Annotated in this window: 25 protein-coding genes; 13 read left to right on the forward strand and 12 right to left on the reverse strand. The window is 42.8% G+C overall.

Going from position 1 to position 26,697, the window contains the following annotated elements; all coding sequences use genetic code 11:
- Nucleotides 1–16 precede the first annotated feature (16 nt).
- Nucleotides 17–2,494 carry an endopeptidase La gene (gene lon / locus ACFQZX_RS04305; RefSeq protein WP_377111706.1) on the reverse strand — a complete coding sequence of 826 codons (2,478 nt, stop codon included), beginning with the start codon at nt 2,492–2,494 and terminating at the stop codon, nt 17–19.
- Between the two features lie 416 nt (nt 2,495–2,910).
- On the opposite strand from lon, the gene ACFQZX_RS04310 reads away from it, so the two are divergent.
- Entirely contained in the window at nt 2,911–3,534 is a 624-nt protein-coding gene (locus ACFQZX_RS04310) for a tetratricopeptide repeat protein (protein WP_377111708.1), read from the forward strand.
- Here ACFQZX_RS04310 and ACFQZX_RS04315 read toward each other — a convergent pair.
- Together ACFQZX_RS04315 and gpmI are read right to left on the reverse strand one after the other, a co-directional pair.
- Entirely contained in the window at nt 3,512–4,051 is a 540-nt protein-coding gene (locus tag ACFQZX_RS04315) for a hypothetical protein (RefSeq protein ID WP_377111710.1), read from the reverse strand. The genes ACFQZX_RS04310 and ACFQZX_RS04315 overlap by 23 nt on opposite strands.
- A gap of 19 nt (nt 4,052–4,070) precedes the next feature.
- Complete coding sequence (gene gpmI, locus ACFQZX_RS04320; protein ID WP_377111712.1) at nt 4,071–5,594, reverse strand: 2,3-bisphosphoglycerate-independent phosphoglycerate mutase; 1,524 nt, start codon at nt 5,592–5,594, stop codon at nt 4,071–4,073.
- 99 nt (nt 5,595–5,693) lie between these two features.
- On the opposite strand from gpmI, the gene ACFQZX_RS04325 reads away from it, so the two are divergent.
- The 5 genes from ACFQZX_RS04325 (at nt 5,694) to ACFQZX_RS04345 (ending at nt 9,691) form a co-directional block, all read left to right on the forward strand.
- Entirely contained in the window at nt 5,694–6,086 is a 393-nt protein-coding gene (locus tag ACFQZX_RS04325) for a DUF4783 domain-containing protein (protein ID WP_377111714.1), read from the forward strand.
- A 45-nt stretch (nt 6,087–6,131) separates the two neighbouring features.
- Nucleotides 6,132–6,980, forward strand: a complete 849-nt coding sequence (gene nadC, locus ACFQZX_RS04330; RefSeq protein ID WP_377111716.1) for a carboxylating nicotinate-nucleotide diphosphorylase — start codon at nt 6,132–6,134, stop codon at nt 6,978–6,980.
- Nucleotides 6,981–7,026: 46 nt separating this feature from the next.
- Nucleotides 7,027–7,674 (forward strand): glycerol-3-phosphate 1-O-acyltransferase PlsY, encoded by a 648-nt coding sequence (plsY, locus tag ACFQZX_RS04335; protein ID WP_377111718.1) that lies wholly within the window; start codon nt 7,027–7,029, stop codon nt 7,672–7,674.
- Between the two features lie 6 nt (nt 7,675–7,680).
- Nucleotides 7,681–8,484 carry a M48 family metallopeptidase gene (locus ACFQZX_RS04340; protein ID WP_377111720.1) on the forward strand — a complete coding sequence of 268 codons (804 nt, stop codon included), beginning with the start codon at nt 7,681–7,683 and terminating at the stop codon, nt 8,482–8,484.
- Between the two features lie 430 nt (nt 8,485–8,914).
- Complete coding sequence (locus tag ACFQZX_RS04345) at nt 8,915–9,691, forward strand: YqjF family protein (RefSeq protein WP_377111722.1); 777 nt, start codon at nt 8,915–8,917, stop codon at nt 9,689–9,691.
- A 209-nt stretch (nt 9,692–9,900) separates the two neighbouring features.
- Here the strand turns inward: ACFQZX_RS04345 and ACFQZX_RS04350 are convergent, their stop codons facing one another.
- The 4 genes from ACFQZX_RS04350 to ACFQZX_RS04365 form a co-directional block, all read right to left on the reverse strand.
- Entirely contained in the window at nt 9,901–11,172 is a 1,272-nt protein-coding gene (locus tag ACFQZX_RS04350; RefSeq protein WP_377111724.1) for an anthranilate synthase component I family protein, read from the reverse strand.
- Between the two features lie 386 nt (nt 11,173–11,558).
- Nucleotides 11,559–12,836, reverse strand: a complete 1,278-nt coding sequence (locus ACFQZX_RS04355; protein ID WP_377111725.1) for an adenylosuccinate synthase — start codon at nt 12,834–12,836, stop codon at nt 11,559–11,561.
- 50 nt (nt 12,837–12,886) lie between these two features.
- Entirely contained in the window at nt 12,887–13,357 is a 471-nt protein-coding gene (locus tag ACFQZX_RS04360) for a Fur family transcriptional regulator (RefSeq protein ID WP_377111728.1), read from the reverse strand.
- Nucleotides 13,358–13,460: 103 nt separating this feature from the next.
- Nucleotides 13,461–15,683 carry a RelA/SpoT family protein gene (locus ACFQZX_RS04365; RefSeq protein ID WP_377111730.1) on the reverse strand — a complete coding sequence of 741 codons (2,223 nt, stop codon included), beginning with the start codon at nt 15,681–15,683 and terminating at the stop codon, nt 13,461–13,463.
- A gap of 108 nt (nt 15,684–15,791) precedes the next feature.
- Between ACFQZX_RS04365 and ACFQZX_RS04370 the strand changes: the two genes are divergently transcribed.
- From ACFQZX_RS04370 to bshB1, 3 genes are read left to right on the forward strand one after another with little or no spacing between them, the layout of a single operon-like run.
- Nucleotides 15,792–16,409: a DUF4294 domain-containing protein gene (locus ACFQZX_RS04370; protein WP_377111733.1), complete on the forward strand. Its 618-nt coding sequence runs from the start codon at nt 15,792–15,794 to the stop codon at nt 16,407–16,409.
- Complete coding sequence (locus ACFQZX_RS04375) at nt 16,410–16,913, forward strand: glutathione peroxidase (protein ID WP_377111735.1); 504 nt, start codon at nt 16,410–16,412, stop codon at nt 16,911–16,913.
- A gap of 9 nt (nt 16,914–16,922) precedes the next feature.
- Nucleotides 16,923–17,651, forward strand: a complete 729-nt coding sequence (gene bshB1 / locus ACFQZX_RS04380; RefSeq protein WP_377111737.1) for a bacillithiol biosynthesis deacetylase BshB1 — start codon at nt 16,923–16,925, stop codon at nt 17,649–17,651.
- A 55-nt stretch (nt 17,652–17,706) separates the two neighbouring features.
- Here bshB1 and ACFQZX_RS04385 read toward each other — a convergent pair whose 3' ends face one another.
- The 4 genes from ACFQZX_RS04385 to ACFQZX_RS04400 all read right to left on the reverse strand — a co-directional run bounded on the left by ACFQZX_RS04385 (nt 17,707) and on the right by ACFQZX_RS04400 (nt 21,853).
- Nucleotides 17,707–18,156 carry a hypothetical protein gene (locus tag ACFQZX_RS04385; RefSeq protein ID WP_377111740.1) on the reverse strand — a complete coding sequence of 150 codons (450 nt, stop codon included), beginning with the start codon at nt 18,154–18,156 and terminating at the stop codon, nt 17,707–17,709.
- A gap of 179 nt (nt 18,157–18,335) precedes the next feature.
- Entirely contained in the window at nt 18,336–19,667 is a 1,332-nt protein-coding gene (gene lat, locus ACFQZX_RS04390; protein ID WP_377111742.1) for an L-lysine 6-transaminase, read from the reverse strand.
- 241 nt (nt 19,668–19,908) lie between these two features.
- Nucleotides 19,909–20,799, reverse strand: a complete 891-nt coding sequence (locus ACFQZX_RS04395) for a 1-aminocyclopropane-1-carboxylate deaminase/D-cysteine desulfhydrase (protein WP_377111744.1) — start codon at nt 20,797–20,799, stop codon at nt 19,909–19,911.
- 1 nt (nt 20,800) lies between these two features.
- Nucleotides 20,801–21,853 carry a DUF6588 family protein gene (locus tag ACFQZX_RS04400; protein ID WP_377111747.1) on the reverse strand — a complete coding sequence of 351 codons (1,053 nt, stop codon included), beginning with the start codon at nt 21,851–21,853 and terminating at the stop codon, nt 20,801–20,803.
- A gap of 157 nt (nt 21,854–22,010) precedes the next feature.
- Here ACFQZX_RS04400 and ACFQZX_RS04405 point away from each other — a divergent pair, with 157 nt between their 5' ends.
- Both ACFQZX_RS04405 and ACFQZX_RS04410 read left to right on the forward strand, forming a co-directional pair.
- Nucleotides 22,011–23,048, forward strand: coding sequence for an RluA family pseudouridine synthase (locus ACFQZX_RS04405; RefSeq protein WP_377111750.1), 1,038 nt, complete (start codon nt 22,011–22,013; stop codon nt 23,046–23,048).
- Nucleotides 23,049–23,180: 132 nt separating this feature from the next.
- On the forward strand, nt 23,181–24,014 hold the full coding sequence (locus ACFQZX_RS04410; protein ID WP_377111752.1) for an aminotransferase class IV: 834 nt from the start codon (nt 23,181–23,183) through the stop codon (nt 24,012–24,014).
- A 9-nt stretch (nt 24,015–24,023) separates the two neighbouring features.
- Here ACFQZX_RS04410 and ACFQZX_RS04415 read toward each other — a convergent pair whose 3' ends face one another.
- The gene (locus tag ACFQZX_RS04415) at nt 24,024–24,821 is read right to left on the reverse strand and encodes a DUF3050 domain-containing protein (protein WP_377111754.1); all 798 of its coding nucleotides are present in this window, start codon (nt 24,819–24,821) and stop codon (nt 24,024–24,026) included.
- Between the two features lie 100 nt (nt 24,822–24,921).
- Here ACFQZX_RS04415 and ACFQZX_RS04420 point away from each other — a divergent pair, with 100 nt between their 5' ends.
- Nucleotides 24,922–25,590, forward strand: a complete 669-nt coding sequence (locus ACFQZX_RS04420) for a hypothetical protein (RefSeq protein ID WP_377111756.1) — start codon at nt 24,922–24,924, stop codon at nt 25,588–25,590.
- 119 nt (nt 25,591–25,709) lie between these two features.
- A complete protein-coding gene (locus tag ACFQZX_RS04425; RefSeq protein ID WP_377111758.1) occupies nt 25,710–26,696 on the forward strand; it encodes a glycoside hydrolase family 43 protein in 987 nt (328 codons plus the stop codon).
- Nucleotide 26,697 lies beyond the last annotated feature (1 nt).

Genomic DNA, 26,697 nt, shown 5'->3' on the forward strand with positions numbered 1-26,697 from the left:
TTGCGGATAAGTTACATTAGTTTAACACTGGTTGGTTTTCTTTCTCGCGTATGGTAAGATCTATAGGATTTTTTACCTTTTCATTTAAAAGAGCCAGTTTAATTACATCGCTCATGTCTGTAACGTAATGAAACTGTAGGTCGCGTATGTAATCTTCTTTTATTTCCAGTATATCTTTTTGATTAGATCTGCACAAAATGATCTCCTTGATATTGGCGCGTTTAGCAGCCAGTATTTTTTCTTTGATACCGCCCACAGGTAATACACGGCCTCTTAAAGTTATTTCGCCCGTCATGGCCAGATTAGGCTTTACCTTGCGTTGTGTAAAGGCTGATACCAGTGCTGTAAGCATGGTAACACCTGCTGATGGGCCGTCCTTAGGGGTTGCGCCTGCAGGCACGTGCACATGTACATCCCATTGTTCAAACAGTTTCGGGTTAATGCCAAAATCGGCCGCATGCGCACGAATGTAGGCTAAAGCAATCGTAACCGATTCTTTCATTACATCCCCAAGGCTGCCGGTAAGCGTAAGTTTCCCTATACCCGGGCTAAGGCTTGCTTCTATAAAAAGGATATCGCCGCCAACTGCCGTCCAGGCAAGGCCGGTTACTACGCCGGCAATTTCATTGTCTTCATAAAGATCTTTATCAAAGATCGGGGCGCCTAATATTTTTTCAACTTCTTTTTTGCTGACCTGCGTATTGTATGGTTCTTCCATGGCAATGCTTTTGGCCACGCCACGAATCACTGAACCTATCTTTTTTTCCAGCGAGCGCACACCCGATTCGCGGGTATAGTCCTCAATAACCTTTTCTATAACATCGTTTTTGATCACAACATCCTTAGGGGCAAGGCCATGTGCTTCGCGCTGCTTGGGTAGCAGATGGCGTTTAGCAATTTCCACCTTTTCTTCAATAGTGTAGCCGTTTACCTCTATGATCTCCATCCTGTCTAACAGGGCAGGCTGTATGCTGGAAAGCGAGTTGGCCGTAGCAATGAACATCACGTTCGATAGGTCGAAGTCCATCTCCACATAATTGTCGTAAAAGGTGCCGTTCTGTTCAGGGTCAAGTACCTCAAGTAGTGCAGAGGAAGGGTCGCCCCTAAAATCTGTACTAACTTTATCTATTTCATCCAGTATAAAAACCGGGTTTGCGGCACCTGCTTTTTTGATGGATTGTATGATACGGCCCGGCATAGCTCCAATGTAGGTTTTGCGGTGGCCACGTATCTCGGCTTCGTCGCGCACGCCACCTAAGGCCATGCGTACGTATTTGCGGCCTAAAGCTTTTGCAATAGATTTTCCCAGTGATGTTTTACCCACCCCGGGAGGGCCAACCAAACAAAGTATCGGCGCCTTCATGTTATGCTTTAATTTAAGCACGGCCAGGTATTCTATAATGCGCTGTTTAACCTTATCAAGCCCAAAGTGGTCCTTATCCAAAACTTTTTGCGCGCGCTTAAGGTCAAAATTATCTTTAGTGAATTCGTTCCAGGGCAGGTCCAGCAACAGTTCCAGATAGTTTATTTGTACCGAATAATCGGCTGCCGCCGGATTGGTACGGCTTAGCTTCTCGAGCTCTTTGTCGAAATGTTTTTTTACTTCGGCAGCCCATTTTTTACCAACCGCACGCTGGCGCAGGTTCTCAATTTCCAGGTCGGGGGTAGAGCCGCCCAGTTCTTCCTGGATGGTTTTTAGTTGCTGGTTAAGGAAATAATCGCGCTGCTGTTTGTCCAGGTCTACACGTACCTTTGTTTGTATCTGGTTCTTTAGTTCCAGCATCTGGAGGTCTAAAGTAAGATGCTCAAGTACTATATTCATCCGTTCGCGAAGGCTTGGCGTTTCAAGCAGTCTTTGCTTCGCGGTAACATCAGCATTCATGTTAGATGCAATAAAATTGATCAGGAATGATGTGCTCTCGATATTACGGATAGCTATGCCTGCCTCGCTCGGTATATTGGGTGATAACTGTATAATGCTCATGGCCATGTCTTTAACAGACGATACCATGGCTTTAAACTCTTTGTCTTCTTTAGATTTTGATTCCTTGAAAGGGTCGATAGTAGCCTTTATGTAAGGGTCGCTTTGTATTTCTTCCTTTAGGTTAAAACGTTTTTTTCCCTGTAGAATAACTGTAGTATTACCATCAGGCATTTGCAGCATTTTGATGATAAGCGCTACCGTACCTACTTTGTGCAGTTGGTCAAACGTAGGATCTTCTATGCTTACGTCCTGCTGTGCAACAACCCCGATTAACCTGTTGCCCTTATTTGCGTCGCGTATAAGCTTAATAGATTTATCGCGCCCAACAGTTATAGGAATAACTACACCAGGAAACAACACCGTATTACGCAGCGGAAGTATGGAAACAACATCAGGAACCTGCTCATTATTCATTTCCTCTTCATCCTCTGATGACATCAGCGGGAAAAACTCGGAATCTTCATTAATGGAAGGCATTGTATTTTTGAAATCAAACGGATCGTAACTCATTAATCACCTTTCGTGTAATTGTTAACGTCATTATGGCAGTAATTGCTATGCCTGATTGGGTTAACCATTATTTTTATTTGTGCAAATATACTGTTCAAGAGCTATGCCAGTGTAGTATTTTTAAATGCACTAAACCGGCATTGTTTGTAAATGATTGATTGTTTGCTATTTGCGGATCTTGTTAATATACGTATACCTTAAGTAGCCCGGATTATAAAATGAAAAAAAGTCAGTATCGAAAATAAAAGTAAGTGATTTTGCAAAGGTTTTAACCCCAAAACTAATTCATACACTTTTTATGAAAAAGAGAATTTTACAGAATGGTTATCGCCATTAATAAATTTTTAACAAATTGCGTGCATTGCATAATAAATTGCTGTAATGGCAGTTATTGCCATATACGTGTTAACGATTATATGAGGCTTTCGGCTATCATTTCTTTCATTATTCTTAGTTCCATTGAGTCATCGGCCCAAAACGCCTATGTAAAACTGGGGCAACAGGCGTTTTTGGATGGCAACTTCAAAGCCGCTGTAAAGCAGCTTGAAAAGGGTTGTATGATCGACTCGACCAACGCGAATGCCTACTGGATGCTGGGATACTCTTATTACCATAGCCAGAATTACCGTAAATCCATCGCCGCTTACGATAAAGTTATATTCATAAACCCGGTTGATGCTTCGGCTTATTATTACCGGGCGCGTGCCAAGGGGTATATGGGGCGGGATACTTACCTTTCGCCAGCCGAGCGCGAAAAGTATATGCTTGGCGAAATTTTTGACCTTACAAAAGCCTTAGCCATTGACCCGGCCGAACGTGGTAAGTGCTATCAAACCCGCGGTATTGCTTACAGGGAATATGGCGAATTTAAATTACAGGCAAACTCCCACTCTTACGATAAAGCGCGCGGTGTCAGCGCCCTGAAAGCTTCAATAGCCGATCTTGAAAAAGTGTTAAGTGAAAACCCAAACCGGGCAGATATAGCATCGCTGATAGAGCTTTCAAAAGAAAAGCTGGCTACTGCTGTTGGGCACCACTAAAATTTGCCTTAATGCGGTAGTTATTGTTGCCTATTAATTTTATATGCTGGTCTTTTTCAATGTAGTAATACGCATCAGGCGCATAAACAAGCCGCTCTGTAGTGCTGTATAAAAAATTATGGGTACTGTTATAAATGGTAACAGATGTAATTTTTCCGGATGTTTTTCTGATAATTATCTGGCGTGTTTTTAGCTCCGGATACCTCGCTTTATACACGGTGCTGTCGGCATTTTGCTGTACCGAATAGCTGTTTCGCCACGAAGGTTTATTGATATCAGATTCTTTAAAAAGATTGAACTCAGCTCCCCAATTTGCTATGTGGAGTTGTTTGCTTTCTTTTTCGCCATTATGATCAACCGTTTTATTGATCATTGGGTTCAGTTTGGCAAGGCGTGCCGAGTCGGCCTTAAAAAAGCCTTTAAGGTCAAAATATTTAAGCTCTGCTCCGGTTTCTTTAATCTGCGGTTTATCACAGGCGTACAAGCCGCCCAAAAGCAGCAGTACGCCCGTAATCAAATAGTTTTTTGAGATAGATTTACACCAATACATTTCCGGTCATTTCTGCAGGTATAGGCACCCCCAATAACTGTAAAACGGTTGGCGCGATATCGCCAAGCTTCCCGTCTTTTACCTGCTTAACATCTTTATCTATAATAATACATGGCACCAGGTTGGTGGTATGCGCTGTATTTGGCGATCCATCTTCGTTAACCATATAATCAGCGTTACCATGATCGGCAATGATAATGAATGAGTAGCCAGATTTTAAACCGGCCTCAACAACGGCCTTAGTGCAGGCATCCGCGGTTTCGGCAGCTTTAACCACCGCGCTGAAAACACCTGTATGGCCAACCATATCTGTATTGGCAAAGTTAAGGCACACAAAGTCGGGCCAGCTTTGCTGTAGCTCCGGGATGATGGCATCCCGAATACCTTCGGCGCTCATTTCGGGCTGCAGATCATAAGTGGCAACTTTTGGTGAGGGCACCAACAGGCGTTTTTCGTTCTGAAACTCTTTTTCGCGGCCGCCGGAGAAGAAGAAGGTTACATGCGGATATTTTTCAGTTTCGGCAATGCGAATTTGTTTTTTTCCGGCGCTTTCCAGCACTTCGCCAAGTGTTTTGGTCAGGTCTTCTTTAACAAACACCACCTTTACGTTCTTAAACGTCTCGTCGTAAGAGGTCATGGTAACGTAGTGGATATTTAAGGGGTGCATATTGTATTCCGGAAACTCGCGTTGGGTAAGCGCCTGTGAAATTTCACGGCCACGGTCTGTGCGGAAGTTAAAGCATATCACTACGTCGCCATCTTTAATGGTAGCAATGGGTTTACCATCCGCATCAACAGCAACTATAGGGTTGACAAACTCATCGGTAATGCCGGCGTCGTAAGATTTACGTATCGACTCGATAATATCATAAGAAGGCTCGCCTTCCCCTTTAACCATCAGGTCATAAGCTTTTTTAACGCGCTCCCAGCGGTTGTCGCGGTCCATGGCATAATACCGGCCAATGGCCGATGCCAGTTTAACGTTGGTAGTAGCAATGTGCTCTTCAAGCTCTGTTATGAAACCAATGCCCGAGTTAGGGTCGGTATCGCGGCCATCTAAAAAAGCATGGATATAAACTTTTTCGAGCCCTAACTGCGTACTTGCATCAACCAGCCCTTTAACATGCCTGATGTGGGCATGCACGCCGCCATCACTTACCAAGCCTATTAAATGTACATCTTTATTATTTTGCTTAGCCAGGTTAAAGGCTTCTAACAAAACCTCGTTTTGCACAAACTCATTTTCGGCCACAGCTTTGTTGATGCGCCCCAGTTCCTGGTATACCACGCGGCCTGCACCTAAATTCATGTGCCCTACTTCGGAGTTGCCCATCTGGCCTTCAGGTAAGCCAACTGCCAGGCCGGACGCTTCCAGTTTTGAGTTAGGATATTTTTTTATCGCTTCGTCAAAAAAAGGCGTGTTTGCTGCTACTATAGCATTTGAACTATCATTACGGCCGTAACCCCAGCCATCCAGTATAATTAATACTACTTTTTTGTTATTTTCCACAATGCAAATATAAAAGCAACGTTTAAAGATTGAAGTTATACCTGCGCTTTTTTACTTTTTAATGCAACAATTACTTAGTTTATTAGTCATATTTATGAAATGAAACTAAAAAGACTGCCGTTGCTTGCCCTTTTGCTCATACTGCCTGCAGTACTGAAAGCAGATGCTATTGAAAAAATTGCCGAACTTTTTAAGCAGGGGAACGCCCAGGAAATTGCCCGTTTCTTTGCCCCAAGTGTGGATGTATCTCTTATGGATAATGCGGCTATTTACTCAAAAGCGCAGGCTGCAATTATACTGGATAAGTTTTTTAAGGAGAACAAACCACATGCTGTTAAAATGCTTCACCGCATTAGCTCCAACCCAAATTATAACTTTGGTGTGCTTGTTTTAAGTACCGATAAGGGGAAGTTTCGTGTTGCGTATACACTTAAAGAGGTTGGTAAGAATATGGAACTCATAGAGTTGCGCATAGAAAGCGAAAAAACCTAATTACTCATCAATTGTTCTTACTTTTGAAACTCAAAAATCAAAGGTTTGGATAACGAAGTTTTACACCCATTTATAGTTAATGCATTGAAGGAAGATGTTGGCGACGGCGACCATACATCTTTGGCTACCATTGAAGCGGGTACACAAGGTAAGGCCCATTTACTGGTTAAAGACACCGGCATACTGGCAGGAATTGAACTGGCCCGAGAGATATTTAATGAGGTTGATAGTAATTTAAACCTCACTGTTTTTTTGAACGACGGTGCCGCTGTAAAGCCAGGAGATATTGCGTTTGAGGTTGAAGGAGATGCACAAAGCATTTTAAAAGCTGAGCGTTTGGTACTTAACTGTATGCAGCGCATGAGTGGGATTGCCACAAAAACCAGAGAAATAGTAGACTTGTTGCAGGGCACAAATACCAAAGTGTTGGATACCCGCAAAACCACACCCGGCATGCGTTACCTTGAGAAATGGGCGGTGCGTATAGGTAGCGGTGTTAACCACAGATTTGGCTTGTATGACATGATTCTTATAAAAGATAATCATGTAGACTACTCTGGCGGTATACGCAATGCCATTGAAAATACACTGAAATATTTAGAAGAAACAGGTAAAAAACTTGCGGTTGAAATTGAGGTGAGAAATTTGGAAGAACTGGAACAGGTGCTGCAAACCGGAAATGTAAATCGTATTTTGTTAGATAACTTTAATTTTGATGCCTTAAGGCAGGCGGTGGCCATGATAAAAGGGCAATACATAACCGAAGCATCCGGAGGTATCACTATAGATAATATAAGAGATTATGCCGATTGCGGGGTTGATTATATATCTGTAGGTGCGCTTACACACTCGGTAAAAAGTTTGGATCTGAGCCTTAAGGCTGTAAAATTATAATGATATATTGCAGTATATAACATCAAATTAATAATATTGCAGGCAGATGCTATCAATCTACTCCATCTCGGCGCTTATTCTTGCTTACCTTTTTGGATCGATCCCCACTGCTGTATGGATTGGACAAGCCTTTTACGGTATTGACGTTAGAGAGTATGGCAGCGGTAATGCCGGGGCAACCAATACTTTTAGGGTATTGGGTAAAAAGGCGGGTATACCTGTTATGCTGCTTGATATTTTAAAAGGCTGGACTGCAACAAACCTTGCTTATGTAATTGGTACCAGTACAACCGGCGCTTATCATTCCATCGCGTTTACTAATTATGAACTGGCCTTAGGCATTGCTGCCGTTATGGGGCATTTGTTCCCTATATTTGCCGGTTTTCGTGGTGGTAAGGGCATAGCCACTCTTTTTGGAATGATATTGGCTATTAATTTGCCGGCTGCTTTACTTTGCGTATCTGTATTTATAGTAACGCTGCTGATAACCAGATATGTGTCATTATCGTCCATATTAGCCGGTTTTGCTTATCCCATCGGTGTAACATTTATCTTCCCGGTGTATATTAAATCGGTCATTATATATGGCATGTGCATATTTATACTGGTGTTGGTAACGCATCAAAAAAATATAGAGCGATTGTTGAAAGGTAAAGAGTCGAAAGTTAATTTGTTTAAAAAGAAAACTGCCTGACTTACCATGAAAAAACTAAAACTCACACTTGCCGCGGCTATTGCTGCAGTAGGCATTTACGCATGCTCCACCGTTCCGCTTACAGGTCGTTCACAATTAAGCCTCGTTGGCGACGATCAGATCAATAGCGCTGCCGCCACCAGTTATAGGCAACTATTATCTGACCCCAAAACTAAAGTTATCAGCTCAGGCTCTGATGCCCAGCGTGTTAAAGCAATAGGGGGCAGGCTGGCTACAGCTATAGAAAAATATCTTAAACAAAACGGATATGGCGATCAGTATAACTTTAGCTGGGAGTTTAACCTGATACAAAGCCCCGAAGTTAATGCCTGGTGTATGCCAGGCGGCAAGGTAGCCGTATATAGCGGCATACTGCCTGTTACAAAAACAGATGCAGGGCTTGCCACTGTAATGGGGCATGAAATTGGCCATGCTATTGCCCGCCACTCTGCCGAGCGTATGTCTCAGCAGCTGGCTTTACAAGCAGGTGGTGCAGCGGTTGGCGCGGCCACAAGTAGTAAATCATCAGCAACCCAAAATATTATTAATTCATTGTACGGCGTTGGCGGGCAATTGGCATTATTGAAGTACTCACGTTCACAGGAGTCTGAAGCCGACCGTCTGGGGCTTACATTTATGGCTATGGCAGGATATGACCCTAATGAGGCCGTTTCATTCTGGCAACGCATGGCGGCGCAAAATACCGGCGGCGCCCCGCCTGAGTTTTTAAGTACTCACCCTTCTGACGCTACACGTATAGCCAATATACAAAGCCTGATACCGGAAGCGATGAAGTATTATAAACGCTAATAGCGCTGTTTAACTACAAAAGGATAACAGATTTCAAAGGTCACGAAGTTTAGCTTCGTGACCTTTGTGTTTAAGCGCGGATAAGTATTGTAGGAGTAAGATAGCTCCATCGCTAACTCACCCGGGCATCGCTACCGCTCGACCACCCTCTCTCCGCAAGCGGAAAGAGGGTGGAGAAAAAATATTATTGTTTTAATTTGCACCATCAAGGCGAAGTAGAAAGGGTTTTAAAGTCCTCTTCTGTGTAGAGGATTTAGGTGAGGATATTCTTTGCATGGCAGAGAGGGTAAATAAGAAGCGCCATCGGGTGTGTAAAGTCCTCTCCTGGGAGAGGATTTAGGAGAGGGTAATTGTGCAGCAGAGAGGGGCAACTATCCTAAGGCGTTGTCAAGTCAACAAACCAAACCACATGTAAACGGTTTTAAACTACATGGCTACATCTAAATCCCGCTTTTTAACTGCCGAGTGGCGCAACCTGGTAATGCTTAATTATGAAGTTGACCCGGCTATACTGAAACCCTATTTGCCTGCAGCTACCGAACTGGATTTTTGGCAAGGAAAATGCCTGGTAAGCATGGTGGGTTTTTTGTTTAAAGAAACCCGTGTATTAGGGGTAAAATGGCCATTTCACGTCAACTTTGAAGAAGTGAACCTGCGCTTTTATGTACGGCATTTTGATGGCAGGCAATGGAAACGCGGAGCGGTTTTTACAAGCGAGATAGTACCCAAAAAAATGATCGTACTGATTGCCAATAACCTTTACAAAGAGCATTATCAAGCCCTGCCTATGAGGCATTCCATCATAAAAGACGGGCCTAACCATACGCAGTTTTTGTATGAGTGGAAACTAAAAGGGAAGTGGAATAAGCTGGGTGCAACTGTACAAAATAGCCTTAACCCCATAGAGCCAGGTAGTGCCGAAGAGTTTATTTTTGAGCATTACTGGGGGTACAACCGCCTTACCGACCGTAAGACTATGCAGTACGAGGTTGAGCATATACAATGGCAGGTAGCCGGAGTAAGGGATTTTATTTTTGAAGCAGATATTGCAGATTTGTATGGCCCTGCCTTTGTGCCTTATTTAAGTGTCAGGCCATTTTCTGTTTTTTGGGCAAACGGCTCTGAAATTGCCGTAAGGATAGCAGATAAGTTATTGCTTGACCCCGTGTTGCCGGATGCATTAACCGATAACCAAGCTTCAGTTTAGCTTGTCGAAGACTTGTACGCCTTGCTGATGGTTTGATAGGCTCACAATGATACTGCCTGGCTTGTCAGTCGGAGCTTGTCGAAGACTTGTACGCCTTGCTGATGGTTTGACAGGCTCACAATGATACTGCCTGGCTTGTCAGTCTGAGCTTGTCGAAGACTTATAAGCCAGGCTAATGTTCTTGCAGGTCAGTAAGCTGTTGCAACTTGTCATGCTTGTTTATCAGTATCAAATACTTCAAATATCGCCTTTGCCTTTAACAAACATTCTTCGTACTCCTTCTCAGCATCGGCATGATAGGTGATAGCGCTGCCTACATGGAATGACAGGTATTTGCTCACGGAGTTGTAGAGCAATGAACGTATCACTACATTAAAATCAAAATCACCATCCGGACTAAAATAACCTATTGCCCCTGAATACGCGCCGCGCTTGCTGCGTTCGTAATGTTCCATCAGGGTCATAGCACTTACTTTGGGTGCCCCTGTCATGCTGCCCATGGGGAAGGTTTTTTTTATGGCTTCAACATCGCTAAGATCCTCGCGTTTGTCACATACCACCGTTGATACCATTTGATGAACCTGTGCAAAGCTTTGTATGCCATATAGCTCTTCCGTTTCGACGGTACCCGGCACGGCGGAGCGGGTAAGATCATTACGTACCAGATCAACTATCATTACGTTCTCCTGCAGTTCTTTTGGATGGTTGCGTAATTCGTTAATCAGGTTTTGATCAACAGCTGCATTGTTATCCCGTCTTGCGGTACCTTTGATAGGCTGCGAAATAATTTTGTTGCCCCGCTTTGCTAAAAATCGCTCTGGTGAGGCGCAGATAATGTAATTGCCATCCCATTTAAAAAATGATGAAAATGGGGTAGGAGATATGGCTCTAAGTTTATTGTATACATGCAGCGGATCAATCTCCGTGTGCTCTGAAAAAAACTCCTGGCAAAAATTGGTTACGTAAATATCACCACGAACAATATGGCTTTTGATCTGCTCAACAGTGTCTGTATATTCATCGCGGGTAAAGCGTTGCTGAAAACTGACCGGGTTGAGGTTTGTATTTAAAACGGGATCAAAGTTTTCAATTTCCTGCCAGCTATCTGTATCATTCCCTGTTATCTCCACCGCATCACCTTTTATGGTGGCAATAATCTGCGGTACAAAAAAGTAAAGGTCAGGAAACGATAAATGATCTGTATTTTGTGATTGCAGAGCTTCTATTTCATTCTTTAAATCATACCCTAAAAAGCCCATTACCCAGCCGGTATTTGCGGCCCTGAAAGCGGCTAATTGCTTAAAAGCATTGCCCGCGTTAGCTTTGACAGATGTTTTGCGTCCCACTGCTATAATGGTATCAAATTTACTGTAAGGGGTGATAAAATCATGGCTGTCCATGTAGCAGCAGGTATCAAATGTTAAAGCCCAATGCAGTGCTTTTTGTTTAAAGGAATTTATGTTCTCTGTTTTGATAATCACAAAGCAAAAATACTTAAGGCTTTTTTAATAGCGCATTTTGTTTGTTGATTCTTTTTATAAGAAAAAATAGATATTCCCTTACTTAGGAGGGTAGGGAGGGTTTTAGCCAAGCGACAGGACCCCTACCTCCTCCTTCCCCGGGGGAAGGAATCGCACAGCCCTTTCTATACTGACAATATAAAGTATTCCCTCCCTCGGGAGGGTTAGGGAGGTGTTCAACAAGCATCACACCCCTACCTCCTCCTTCCCCGGGGAAGGAACCGCATTAAACCAGTCTTAGAATTAAAATATAGATCTAAATATTCCTCCCTTGGGAGGGTAGGGAGGGGTTTTACACAAAAAGGCCCCACATCTGCAGGGCCTTGAATATTATTTGAAAGGTTTTCTTAGTGCAGTACCAAAGTTTGTTTCCTATCTGGCCCTACGGATAGATATTTAACAGGTACCCCCAACTCGGCTTCAAGGTACTCAATGTACGATTGCAATTTGGCAGGTATCTCGTTTAGCTCGGTTATGCCGGTTAAATCCTCGTTCCAGCCATCAATTTCTTTTAAAACAGGCTCTGCATCAACAGAGCATATATCATAAGGCATATAGTCTATCTGTTCGCCCAGGTAATTGTAATGGGTGCAGGCGTATATCTTATCAAAACCGCTTAAAACATCGGCCTTGGTCATTACCAATTGGGTTACCCCATTAAGCATAATGGCATATTTAAGCGCCGGCAGATCGATCCAGCCGGTGCGGCGTGGCCTGCCGGTGGTTGCGCCAAACTCGTGGCCAACTTTGCGCAGTTCTTCGCCTGTTTCATCATGCAGCTCGGTAGGGAAGGGGCCACCACCAACACGGGTGCAATAGGCTTTAAAAATACCGATCACATCGCCTATCTGGCTTGGAGCTATACCCAAACCGGTGCAGGCGCCTGCGGTTGTTGTATTTGATGAGGTAACAAAAGGATAAGAACCAAAATCGATATCCAGCATAGCACCCTGTGCGCCCTCGGCCAAAACCTTTTTGCCATCCTTAATATATTTGTTCACAAAGTGTTCAGAATCAACCAGTGTAAACTTTTTGATCAGTTCTATCGCCTCGAAAAAAGCAGCCTCCCGCTCGCTGAAATCAGCAACCTCTCCATAAAGGGATTGCAGCATCGAGGTATGTTTATCAACCAGCTTTTGATATTTTTCTTTAAAATCAGGCAGGGTGATATCGCCAACGCGTAAACCGTTACGGCCGGTTTTATCCATGTAAGTAGGGCCGATACCTTTTAGCGTAGAACCTATTTTTCCCTCGCCCATTTTCTTTTCAGAAGCGGCATCTAAAAGCTGGTGTGTAGGCAATATCAGGTGAGCCTTCTTGGCTATCATCAGGTTGCCTTTCGCTAACAGGTCATGGCCGGCATCTTTCAGCTTATCAAGCTCTTTTTTAAGCGTGATAGGGTCAATCACCACGCCATTGCCAATAAGGTTTACCGTGTTATCAAAGAATATACCGGATGGAATGGTGTTCAGTACGAATTTTTTACCTTCAAACTCAAGGGTGTGGCCGGCATTAGGGCCACCCTGAAAGCGGGCTATCAGATCATAGCCTTTACTTAGTACGTCAACAATTTTACCTTTACCTTCGTCGCCCCACTGGAGGCCCAATAATACGTCAACAGCCATTAAATAATTTCTTTATCTTGTAGTAAGTTAATTGAGAGATTAAAATTTGTTTACGATACTTTTCTGTCGCAATAACCGTCGCGCAGCTTGGTGCAGTTACCGTAAAGGTTTAAAGAGTGGTGTTTGATATCAAATTTCAGGATATCGCCCATCATGGATTGTATCTGTTGAATGCGCGGGTCGCAAAATTCAACTACTTTACCGCAGTCTATACATATAATATGATCGTGCTGTTTATAACCGTACGATTTTTCGAACTGGGCCATATTTTTTCCAAACTGATGTTTGGTTACCAGGTCACATGATACCAGCAGCTCAAGCGTATTGTAAACAGTAGCACGGCTAACACGGTATTTTTTATTTTTCATGTGGATATACAGCGATTCCACATCAAAATGGTCATTTCTTGAATAAATTTCTTCGAGTATGGCAAAGCGCTCAGGAGTTTTCCGCAGACTTTTATTTTCAAGGTAGGCCTCAAAAATCTTCTTTACCAACGCAATGGTTTCCTGTACAGGCATAATGTTAAATTAACAAAGCAAAGGTATTAATTATTTTAGTTTTTAGTTGATTGTGTTGATTAAGTTGATGGTGTTATTCAACCACTCACTTGAAACTTTATCATCAGGATGCTTTTTCAATGGCCGAGTCAAACCGTATAACCGAGGTAATACCCTTAACCTGGTTGAGTTTTTTGATAAGGTTATCCAAATGTTCAGTATCGTTTACATAAACCATTATTGATCCCTCAAAAATACCGTTATCGCTATCTACGGTAATTGAGCGGATGTTCACCTTAAAATCATTCGAGATAACCGTAGTAAGCTTATTAATCAAACCAACATCATCAATACCTGTAATGCGCAATCCTGTTAAAAATGCCAGCTCCTGCTGGTTGGTCCAGCGGGCTTTTACAATACGGTAACCATAATTGGCCATCAATTTGGCGGCGTTAGGGCAGTTTGTACGATGTATCTTGATGCCATCGCCTACGGTAACAAATCCAAAAACATCATCGCCAGGTATTGGGTTGCAGCAGTTGGCCAGCTTGTAGTCAATCTTCTGCATATCCTCGCCTATAAGCAATATGTCGCTATCTTTGGTCTTGATATTTCTTACAAGGCTCTGCAGTTGATCGGATTCTATCTTGTCCTGAGGTTTGTTCTCAATTATCTTTTCAGACGCCTGATACTCCTTAAGGTCCTTCATATCTATCAGGCCTTTTGCTACATTATAAAAAAGGTCCTGAGTGGAAGGCAGTTTAAAAAAGTAGCTGAGTTTTTGCAGGTTCTCTGAGTTATAGGTGATCTTGAGCGACTTCATCTTTCGCTCTAAAATCTCTTTACCATCCTCGGCAATCTTGCGTTTTTCTTCCTTGAGGGCAGATTTTATTTTGGCTTTAGCCTTGGCGGTAACCACAAAGCTAAGCCAGTCTTCTTTTGGGGTTTGCTTGCCCGATGTAATGATCTCTACCTGGTCGCCGTTTTGCAGTTTATAGCTTAGCGGTACCAGTTTATGATTCACTTTGGCGCCGATACAGCTTGCGCCAACATCGGTATGTATCTCAAAAGCAAAATCGAGCGCTGTGGCGTTAAGGGGTAACTGGATCAACGCTCCCTTCGGAGTGAAAATAAATATCTCATCGCTAAAGAGGTTCATTTTGAAGTCGTCGATAAAGTCGAGCGCGTTCGAGTCCGGGTTCTTCAGCATTTCCCTTACTTTTTGTACCCATAGGTCCAGGCCGCTGTCTGTGCTGGATTCCTTGTACTTCCAGTGAGCGGCGAAACCTTTCTCGGCAATCTCGTTCATGCGTTTTGTACGTATCTGTACCTCAACCCATTGTCCGCGTGGCCCCATCACGGTAGTGTGTAACGACTCGTAGCCGTTTGCCTTGGGCGATGATATCCAGTCGCGGAGTCTGTCGGGGTTGGGGCGGTACAGGTCGGTAACTATGGAGTAGGCTTTCCAGCAATCGGCCTTTTCATTTTCGGGAGTGCTGTCCAGTATAATGCGAATGGCAAAAAGATCATACACCTCCTCGAAAGGGATGGCCTTTTTCTTCATTTTATTCCAGATGGAATGAATGGATTTTGGGCGTCCTAATACCTCCCCGTGCAGATCCTGCCCCTCCAGTACCTTTTGTACCGGTTTAATAAAGTCGGATATAAACTTTTCCCGTTCGGCTTTCTTTTCGTTAAGCTTATTTTTGATGAACTGGTAAGTTTCGCGTTCCATATATTTCATGGAAAGGTCCTCCAGCTCAGATTTGATAGCATATAAACCCAGCCTGTGAGCTAAAGGGGCGTAAAGGTACACCGTTTCAGAGGATAGCTTTAGCTGCTTATCGCGCGGCATAAACTCCATAGTGCGCATATTGTGCAGCCGGTCGGCAAGTTTAATCAGTATCACCCTTACATCATCGGCAAGGGTAAGTAGCATTTTCCGAAAGTTCTCGGCCTGTAAAGAGCTGTTGGTATCAAAAACCCCCGATATTTTGGTGAGCCCGTCAATTATTTTGGCTACCTTTTTACCAAACTCCAGTTCAATATCTTCTAAAGTAACATCGGTGTCTTCAACAACATCGTGCAGCAACGCGCACACAATTGAGGTAGTACCCAAGCCAATTTCTTCGGCAGCGATTTGGGCCACTGCTATAGGGTGATATATATATGGTTCGCCGCTTTTGCGCCGCATGTCCTTATGGCTTTCCAGGGCCATTTCAAAAGCTTTGCGTATAAGTCTTTTATCACCTTTTTGCAAGGTGGATTTACTTGCACGCAACAAGGCGCGGTAACGTTTTAATATTTCCTTTTTTTCGGCTTCCAGGTCTATCACTAAATCTTTCATCTATAGGGCGTATAGGGTGTTTTCATCATAACCCTGTAACAATAATATTTATTGCGGGGTTATATAAAATAACAAAATAAAATGCGTTATTTTTGTATTAGTAAAAATATGAAATTAATTCTTTCGCTGCTACTGTTTTGTTTGATGGTTACAGGGTTAAGGGCTCAGGATGATAAGCCCATTAGCCGTACTATATTAGGCAAAAATGATACCATCAAGGTTTACGGCACACTGCTCGATGGAGAGATAGTGCCGTGGATTGTAGCGCATGAAGTAAGGATAGTAGATACCAGGATTTTTGCGAGCGAACAGGACAGGCTTAACTATAAGCGTTTAAAGTATAATGTAATGAAAGTGTTGCCTTATGCCCGCTTTGCCGCGCAGCGCTATATGCAATTACAGCGTGAACTGGCCCTGACCGGTGATAAGCATAAACAAAAAGAGTTAATGAAATCCTGCGAGAAGGATGTAAAGCAGTTGTTCAATAAAGAGATTAAAAACCTGACAATTAGTCAGGGTGAGGTTTTAATAAAGTTAGTAAGCCGCGAAACAGGTACTACCAGTTTTGCGCTCGCCAAAGAGTTGAAAGGCGGTTTTAATGCCTTTTTGTTTCAGTCTGTAGCCCGTATATTTGGCCATAACCTAAAGCAGGATTACAACCCGTCCGAAGAGCGGGACATTGAAGCGATACTGCATGATGCAGGATACGTTTCCAATTATAACTAAATGGATAGTAATAGTATTTATCAGTTTACAGTTGAAAAACTGGACGGAGATCATATTAACCTTTCGGAGTATATAAATAAGGTTCTGCTTATTGTAAACACTGCGTCGCAATGTGGCTTTACGCCCCAACTAAAGGACATGGCTGATCTGAAAAAAGAATTCAGCGACCAGGACTTCGAGATACTCGCCTTTCCATCAAATGACTTTGGCGGACAGGAGCCGCTTGAAGGTGCTGCTATCGAAACCTTTTGCCATAACTATGGCACCAACTTCAATATATTTAAAAAGTTGAGGGTAAGAGGCCCGTATGCCGATCCGCTCTATCAGTTTTTGAGCGATAAAAAGGCAAATGGCCGTGTTAACTCAAAACCCCGCTGGAATTTTCATAAATATTTGATCGATAAACAGGGTAAAGTGGTCGATTTTTTTTATCCCTTCACTAAGCCAACTTCTTCTAAGATCCGCAAAAAAATACAGCGCCTGTTATCTGCAGGTAGCAAATAATATCTGAATATGCTCAAATTAGATATCTTAGTTTTACCTGTACATCCAGACGATGCTGAACTTGGCTGTGCGGGTACCATACTTAAACATGTAAATATAGGGCATAAGGTTGGCATAGCCGACCTTACCCGCGGTGAACTGGGAACGCGCGGTAGTGCCGAGGTACGTGATACAGAAGCCGCTAAAGCCGCCGAAATACTTGGCCTTGCTGTAAGAGAAAACCTGGCCCTTCCGGATGGTTTTTTTGAGAATACCAAAGAATATCAGCTTAAGGTTATATCAGTTATCCGCAAGTATCAGCCTGAAATTATCATAACCAACGCTTACCATGATCGGCACCCCGACCATGGCCGCGCTAATGAACTGGTTGAGGCAGCTGCATTTTTATCTGGCTTACGCAGAGTTGAAACCTTTGATAACGAAGGCAAACAGCAGGAAGCATGGCGACCAAGCCATGTTCTGCACTTTATACAAGACCGGTACATTAAACCTGATATTTTGGTAGATATTACCGAATTTTGGGATAAAAAGATAGAGAGTGTTTATGCCTATAGTTCGCAGTTTCATAACCCGGAGTGGAATGAGGATGAACCGCAAACCTACATCTCATCTCCCGACTTTATAGATCAGATAAAAGGCAGGGCAAGGGAATTTGGTAAAAGCATCAATACAAAATATGCCGAAGGGTTTACATCACGCAAGATACTTGGAGTTGATAACTTGTTTGATCTGCGATAAAGTTAGTCCAATAAAACAACAAGAGGCCGTTTAATGCAAACGGCCTCTTGTTGTTTTACACTCCTACATACTCAAAGCGGTTGTTTTCGTTGCTCCTTTCGCGCTTCAACTTATTCTCTTTAGAAAGTTTAAGCAGTATGCCTGATAGTTCTGAAGTTTTGAAGTCCGAATTGAACTTCTCTTTGCAGTAATCGGCAATTGAGGATATCGAATGCGGTGTTTTAAAATAATCACTTGATAGCAACTGGTTCAAAACTTTTGTTGCCCCAAGCTTTTTTCGCCCGGTAGCAGATGCGTAAGTTTGCACACTGTTTTCGTTTTTTGATCTTCTTCCCCTCTTATTGAAAATTTCCGGTCCTTCCGTAGCTTCTCCTTTCTCGGTATCCATAATTTCATCTAAAAGCCGTTCCACAACTTTAACCTGTACAGCTTCAGACTGGAAAGAATTAACAACCTCAGCAAGTTCTGCAAGCTGTTTTTTTAATTTTTCAATTTGTCTGTTCATCTTATCTAATATCCCTTACATATTATTTTTTTATATACGTTAATATAAAGCCATAGGTTACGACCTTATTAATATAATATTATTATAACGCGGGGGTAGTGTAATAGTATTTGATAAAACCGCGAAAAACCATCTTTAAAACTAAAAATGGCCTTCATTACGATATTATTGCAATGTTATTATAGAAGCGGCAATATTTTTTGCATCACATCAATACCTTCATCAACATGTTGCTCTTCTAATATCAACGCAGGCCTAAAACGTATAGTATTGCTTCCGCATCCTAAAAACATAATATTATTTTGTAAGCCATAATTGATAAAAGCATTTCGGGTATTTGCATCTGCAAAGTCAAAAGCGGTTAAAAGCCCTTTACCACGTACGTTGCTTATGATATTGTTTTCTGCCGCAATTGCTTTTAAGCGGTTTTGTAGGTATTGGCCGGTTTGGGCTGCTTTGTTACAAAGATCATCTTCTGCAATAATCTCCATAATTTTTGATGAACGTACCATATCAACCAAACTGCCACCCCAGGTAGAGTTGATACGTGATGATATCTTAAAAACGTTGTTCTCCACCTCGTCTATTCGTTTGCCTGCCAGTATGCCGCAAACCTGCATTTTTTTACCAAAGGCAATAATATCCGGGCGGGCGTTTTCGCCAAAGTGCTCATGCAGCCAGAATTTCCCGCTTAAGCCAACACCAGTTTGAACCTCGTCATATATCAGCAGCGCTTCATTTTCATCGGCCAGTATGCGCAGCTGTTCTAAAAACTCCTGCCTAACATGTTTGTCGCCCCCTTCAGACAGTATCGGCTCAATAATTATAGCGCAAATGTCATCCTTGTTGTCGGCAAAAGCCTGTTTGATCTGAGCTATCGAATGCTGTTCGCGTTTGATCAGATCCTCCAGATTTGTTTCATTCAGCGGAAAAAGAACTTCCGGCAGCGAAACTCTTGGCCAGTTAAACTTGGCAAACCATTTGGTTTTTACAGGCACTGTATTGGTGAGGCTAAGTGTATAGCCGGATCGCCCATGAAAAGCATGCTCAAAATGCAGTACCTGATGGCCTTTTTCAGTAGTATGGCCTTTAGCAAAGTTTTTCTGCACTTTCCAATCCATAGCGGTTTTAAGAGCATTTTCTATAGCCAGGGTACCGCCGGATATGAAAAATGCATGGGGCAGATAATCGGGTATACCCACGCGTTCAAACGTATCTACAAATTGCGCGTATTGCTCGGTATAAATATCGGAGTTTGAGGGATTGGTCAATGCCGCCAGCATCAGGTTTTTCTTAAAAACCTCGTCATTAAGCATTTTAGGGTGATTATAACCTAATGGTACCGAAGCGAAACAGGTGAAAAAATCCAGCAGCGTGCGGTTGTTCTTGGCATCATAGATGTGAACGCCACTGCTTTTTTCCATATCAAAGGTCAAATCAAAACCATCGGCTAAAACGTGCCTGCTCAACGTCGACTGAACATTTTGCGGGCCAATATTTAATTGGTACATAGGGTATAATTGTTTAATACAAATCTAACAAAACCCTTTAAATTACAATATTTTAGCGGTTTTTGAACCGCTCAGGCAAAAAGTAACTTTAAATTGTTTAAACATATTTTTTGTACTAAAACGAAAAGTGGTATGAATTTAATGTGCAGATTGTTTGAACTCGAATTTGAAGAATTAATGAATTGATAGAATACTTTTGCTAAAGGCAAATAATTAAATTCGAGTTCAAACAATCTGCACATTAAACAAACTTATCCCTCATTCCCAGCAAACCGATTAGTCCCCCGGTATGGATGGCCAAAATTTTACTGCCGGGCTTAAAGTAATTGTTGGTTGCCATATCATAAATGGCGAATAGCATTTTGCCCGTGTAAACAGGCTCTATTAAAATGCCTGTTGATACTACAAACTGTTTAATGAAATTGATGAGAACGGGTGTAACTTTACCATATCCGCCAAAGTGATAGGCGGTATGCAGGTCATAATTTGACGGAGCATTTAAATACTTATCAATTTCTGCACGTAAAAAATCTCCGCCCTTTAATACCGGTATGCCATTAAAGCGGGTATCAAGCTTAACCCGGGTTAAGCCATTGATAATACCGGCTGCAGTTGTGCCGGTACCGCAGGCGCAAAAAATGTGATCGTAAGTTTCAGGTAATTCATTTACCAGTTCGGCTACGCCCTGTACACCTTCGGCAGAAGCGCCGCCCTCATCAATAAAAAAAGCGTTGCTATCGTCGCCAAAATGCAGGTTAAACAGTGCCTGTTTATCACGGTAGCTATCCCTATTGGTAAAAATAAGTTTCATGCCATGTAAACGGCATAGTAAAAGCACATCATTATCAACCTGTTCGCCCCGTACAACACCTGTGCTGTTAAAACCGAATTTTGCAGCGGCGGCAGCAGTTGCCAGTAGATGATTGGAGTAAGCGCCTCCAAAAGTAACCAGGTGAGTTTTGTTTTGGGATTGTGCCTGTAGCAAAATGTATTTAAGCTTGCGCCATTTATTGCCCGAGATTAACGGGTGGATCATATCATCGCGTTTGATGAATACCTGTATCCCCTTATCGTTAAACAACGGGTCGTTTATTTGCTCAACAGGGCTATGAATACCTAAGTTTATGTTCATCTCAAAATCCGAAACCTATACCAGCATTAACCGACTGGTATTGGGCTGCGGTATATGAGCCGAAGATACGGAAAAATGAAAGATCAACCTGAAAGCCAAGGTCGGCACGCAAGCCGTTTAAGTACAGTTTATTTATGCTTACCGGGTTAGTAAAAGTTTCATAAAAATCCTGCCCTGCAGCAGTTTGTGTAGTAATAGGGTAATTGCCTGTAACTGTTATAGCAGTTTTTGATGTATTGTAGCCCAGGGAGAAAAACGGTGTAACTTTTGAAAACTTTTTAGATATAAGAGCCTGTATCTGGAAATTATTAAAACGGCCCTGCGCGTGCTGGTTGCTAAAATCGTTGTTGGTGTTCCCGGGTAACGGCTGCGCATTACCTTCGGGCTGCACATCTAAAGGTACATCCATACGCATTCGGCTGAATCCGAACGCCAACGCAAGATCAAACGGTGTTGGGATTCCGGCACCTTGTAAATCGGCCATGATATTGTGTTTTAACCCAAAGCCAAACATCCATACCTTCCCAATATCATTACCCAGGTTAATAGGTGGCATACCGCGTAGAGCCAGATCGGTGTTTTTTATTAAGCCAATGGTTAACTGCACCTGAGGTGCAGGCATAACGGATAGTTTACCTGCCGGTAAACGAAATTCATCTACTTTTTGATTGTTATCATTATATACCTCCAAAGTGCTCCTGTTGTTGCCACCGGCTATGGTTGGGCTTGTAACCTGGTTGCCGGGCGCCACACGTAAATGGTTGGATAAACCGATTTTTGTGACGTCAAAATTTTTATTTGATGATGGTACAAATGCACCGCTTGCAGTTATGCGCAGTTCAAACTTTAGTTTGCCATTTGTTTTTGCAGTGTTGTTCCATCCGCTGTTCATACCAACACCAAAGCCTTTAAAAAGCGGAGAAGAGTAAGCATCAAAAAGCCGGGTGGCGTCGGCCGGGCCTGATTTGATCAATTCCGAAAAGCCATTTTGTGCATTCACATTTATTGAACAAGCGGTCAACAATATAACTGATAAAAGTGTGATGTTTTTCATAAAGTGGCATTTGTTGTTTTAACGAACCACTTTAAAGTCGGGTTACACTTAAGTTAAAATATTTACTTCAAGTTAATGTTGGGGCGGCTATTAAATTGGACTTACTTAATTACATCACATTGTTTATCTTCAGTTCCAAAACATTTACTTTTGCCGGATGATTGACGACAGCATTGGCATAACAGAAAGCGAAGAGCAAGACTTATATGAGCACTTACGCATAGTGGTAGACAAAGGCCAGTCGTTACTGCGTATAGATAAGTTTTTGATGCACCGCATTGAAAACGCGTCGCGCAACCGTATACAAAATGCTATTGATGCCGGTAATGTACTGGTAAATGATAAAGTAATAAAGGCAAGTTATAAAGTTAAGCCGCAGGATATTATATCGGTAGTTTTACCGCATCCGCCGAGGGATACAGAGGTTTACCCTGAAAACATTCCTTTGGATATTGTTTATGAGGACGATGATGTGCTTATAGTGAATAAGCCTGCAGGTATGGTGGTGCATCCCGGTTATAACAATTACACAGGCACGTTGGTAAATGCCTTGGTTTATCATTTTCAGCAATTGCCAACCATGCCGGGTAACGATGGCAGGCCCGGATTGGTGCACCGAATCGACAAAGATACCAGCGGCCTGTTGCTGATCAGTAAAAATGAGCGCAGCATGAATTACCTGGCTAAGCAATTTTACGATCATACGATCAATCGCCGGTACCTTGCCCTGGTATGGGGAGATATTGAAAACAATGGCACTGTTAGCGGTTATATCGGTCGCAGCGTGGCCGACAGGCGCGTGATGTCTATCTATGACGATCCTGAAAAAGGAAAGTGGGCGGTAACGCATTACGAAGTTTTAGAGCGTTTGGGTTATGTTACCTTGATTGCCTGCAAACTGGAGACAGGACGTACCCACCAGATAAGGGCGCACATGCGGCATATTGGTCACCCATTGTTTAGCGATGCTACTTATGGCGGAGATAAAATTTTGAAGGGGACCGTTTTTAATAAATACCGTCAGTTTGTTGAAAATTGTTTTGAAATAATGCCCCGGCAGGCATTGCATGCGCAGTCGCTGGGGTTTCTGCATCCATCTTTAAAAAAGGATATTTATTTTGAAGCCCCGCTGCCTGCCGACTTTGAGACCGTTTTAGATAAATGGCGAAAGTATGCACAGGCCGACAAAATTTAATCATACCATAAACAAAAAGGACCGAGCCCCGTTCCAATCAAAATAATAACCCAAGAGTAAGTAATTTTTTCTGTTAATAACTGTTGATATAATAAGTTGTCAAATAGCTCAGATCCTACAACCAGTTTGCCTATGCCGGCTTTTATAAATTTTAACGGAGAGATGTTACCTGCCGATAGCCCTTTGGTTACTGTGGCCAACCGGGCTTTTAAATATGGCGATGGTTTATTTGAAAGTATGCGCCTGATGAAAGGCAAGTTAAAATTTCCTGAGTTGCATGCCGACAGGTTGCAAAAAGGTATGAAAGCCCTTAAGATTGACGGCTACTCGCAAACCGATAGCTGGTTTTTAAAAGAAAAGGCAGAAGAGCTGGCAAGGCGTAATAAAATAAAGCACGGAAGGCTGCGCTTAACCGTTTACCGCGATGCCGAAGGGTTATATACACCGTCTCAAAATAAAATGGGCTATTGCCTGGAAATTGACCCGCTTGATGAACCAAGATATTACCTGAATGAGCGCGGCCTGATTATGGATGTATACAGCGAGCTCAAAAAACCTTATAATTATTTATCCAACATTAAAACCTGTAACTCGCTGATATATGTGATGGCGGGCCTGTTTAGGCAGCAAAACCACCTGGATGATGTGTTTTTGCTGAATGACAGCAGTAATTTATGCGAGGCCAACAGTTCTAATATTTTCGTTTGGTATCAAAACCACCTTTATACGCCTGCTTTAAGCGAGGGTTGTGTGGAAGGCGTTATGCGCCGGGTGGTGATACAGCTTGCACGCGAAAACAATATCCCGGTTACCGAAGCGCAGATAAACGCCGAAGTGCTCAACCAAGCCGACGAGGTGTTTTTAACCAATGCTACCAAAGGTATACAGTGGGTAATGGGCTACGGAGTAAAGCGCTATTTTAACCGCATCAGCAAAGCGCTGATAGATGAACTGAATAAATTGTAAAGATATCACCTACGCCAATTCAGATGCGCCAACTTTGATGGTTTCCAAGATTCCGTCCCACAGATCAATACGTGCTTGCAGGGCTTGTTCAACAGCGTTAGTGGCTTCCTGCCATTTAGCATTGTCATCGCCGCAAAGTTCGGCCGTCATTTGGTAGGCCAGGTTAGAGTGGTGATCGCCATCTACCTCAATATGCCGTTCAAGATAGTAAACAAAAATATCCAGTTTACCGGCGGTTTGGTTATTAATGCTTTTAACCATGCTGGTAAACATGCCGGGTATCAGGTCCTCCCGGCCAAAAGTAAACACTGCTGCCTGCAAATAGGGTTTACCTGCATCAATAACATCAAAAGTGTGACTCACAAAATTGAGCGCTGATGCAGGTATATCTGCGTTTTGCAAGGCGGTTTTAACTTCAGTATGCTTACTTAGCGCACTAAACAAAGATACAATTGCCGATGCATTGCAGCCTGCCTGCTGCATGGCGTTAAGATAAAGCTCAAAGTGGCTTGTGCGGTTACCATGGCTGTCAAGGTCGCTTTCCTCGCCGGTTACAATCTCGTTGATCAGGTAACGGGTATTGGCATTGCCAACAGGCATCCAGGGTACACTGGTACAGGTGAGGTTTTGCTGTAAAATCTTTAATAACGACATGAAGTCCCACACAGCAAAGACATGGTGCTGCATAAAAATATGCAGCTCATCCAGGCTATTGATATGCTTATATAGTTCATGTTCAATAAGTTGTTTACGTAGTGGCTCAATGTGTTGTTTAAGCTGTTGTATACGTGGGTTGTTATCTGTCATTATTTTAATATAAAAACTGTAAAGCTAAGGTTATCATTTTTTATAACGCCAACACTTTAACTATTATGACGTTTTGTTGATACGTAATATTGCCTGATTTATGTTTTTACAGATGCATCCGCCTGATGGCGGCCTTGTTTATACCGAAACTGATCTGAACCATTTCTTTCCAGAGCCCTGGAATATGGTATCGTCGGCACTGTTTCTTATACCCGGAATATACTGGCTTATCAAGCTTAAAGGCTTTAACAGGCAATACGCTTTTTTAAGTATGGCTACCTGGTTGCTGCTCATTGGCTGCATAGGCAGCACTACTTACCACGGCTTACGGCGCTGGCCGGTATTTATCATGATGGATTGGGTACCCATTGCGCTGCTTTGCCTTTTCTCCAGCGTGTATTTCTGGGTAAAATTCAGCGGGCGCAATTACATAGGGGTAATAGCATTTGTAGTGTTTTTAGCTTTAACATTCGGCATTCGCCTACTTATCCCGAAGTACGATATCCAATTGATGATCAGCCTGAACTATACTGTAATGGTTTTGATGATAGTTTTGCCGCTGATATTGCTACTCTGGAAAATGCGGTGGCACAATGGCTGGCTAGTGCTTGCAGCGTTTATTGCCTTTGGTATTGCTATTGGCTTTAGGGTTTATGATAAATATACAACACTAAGCATAGGTACTCATTTTTTGTGGCATACTTTCGGGGCTATAGCAACATCGCTGATGTTTGTATTTATCTACCGCGTCAATAAAGTAGGATATTGATAGTATTTCCACGGGAAGCTCTTATAAAGCAAAATCTGGATAAGCGCAAAACTTAGCAAGTAAAATGCCTAATTTGCACTGAGAAGCTTTGTTAAGCATACCAGGTTAAAATCATCATCATGTTAAAAAATCTGAAAAAAATCGGCTCCTTACTTTTCCTGTTTCAACTCTTGGTGATGCATTCGGCTGCGTTCGCGGCGCTGACATCATATAAAAAATTAAAAGGTGATACGATATTGCTGGCAGATCCAACCGTATTTGCAGATAAAGGCATTTATTACCTGTATGGAACGGGCAGTAAAGATGGGTTCCTGGTGTACCAGTCTGCCGATCTGAAAAATTGGAGTGGGCCGGTAGGTAAACGCAGTGGCCATGCATTAATGAGAGGGGATAGTTACGGTACCAAGGGTTTCTGGGCTCCGCAGGTTTTTAAGTACCGGCATAAATATTATATGGCATATACCGCCGACGAGCACATTGCCATTGCCGAAAGCGACAGTCCTCTTGGTCCCTTTAAACAAAAAGAAATCAAATGCATATCTGGTCCGGGCAAGCAAATTGATCCATATGTGTTTGTAGATACGGACGGCGCTTTATACATGTTCCATGTGCGCCTGCAGCAGGGTAACCGGATATTTGTAGCACGGCTTAACGCAGATCTGGCTGATATCGACGAAAGCACCGCTAAAGAATGCCTGCATGCAGAGCAGCCCTGGGAAAACACAGACAATGCACCCTGGCCGGTATCTGAAGGGCCGACAGTATTAAAACACAATAAGCTTTATTACTTATTTTATTCGGCTAATGATTTCCGGAACATCAACTATGCGGTAGGGTATGCAACCGCTGCTTCCCCCCTGGGGCCATGGAAGAAAACTGAGGATAGCCCTATCATCAGCCGTAAAAACATTGGTGTAAATGGAACCGGCCATGGCGATTTTTTTACTGATGCATCAGGCCAACTTTATTATGTACTGCATACACACAACAGCAACAGCAAAGTTGGGAACCGTAAAACAGGAATTGTAAAAGCATCATTCACTGAAGGCAACCCGGCAAAAATAAAGGTTGACCCCAAAAGCTTCCGTTATTTACAATTAAATTAGC

The sequence above is a fragment of the Mucilaginibacter litoreus genome (assembly GCF_042676805.1).
GTDB lineage: Bacteria > Bacteroidota > Bacteroidia > Sphingobacteriales > Sphingobacteriaceae > Mucilaginibacter > Mucilaginibacter litoreus.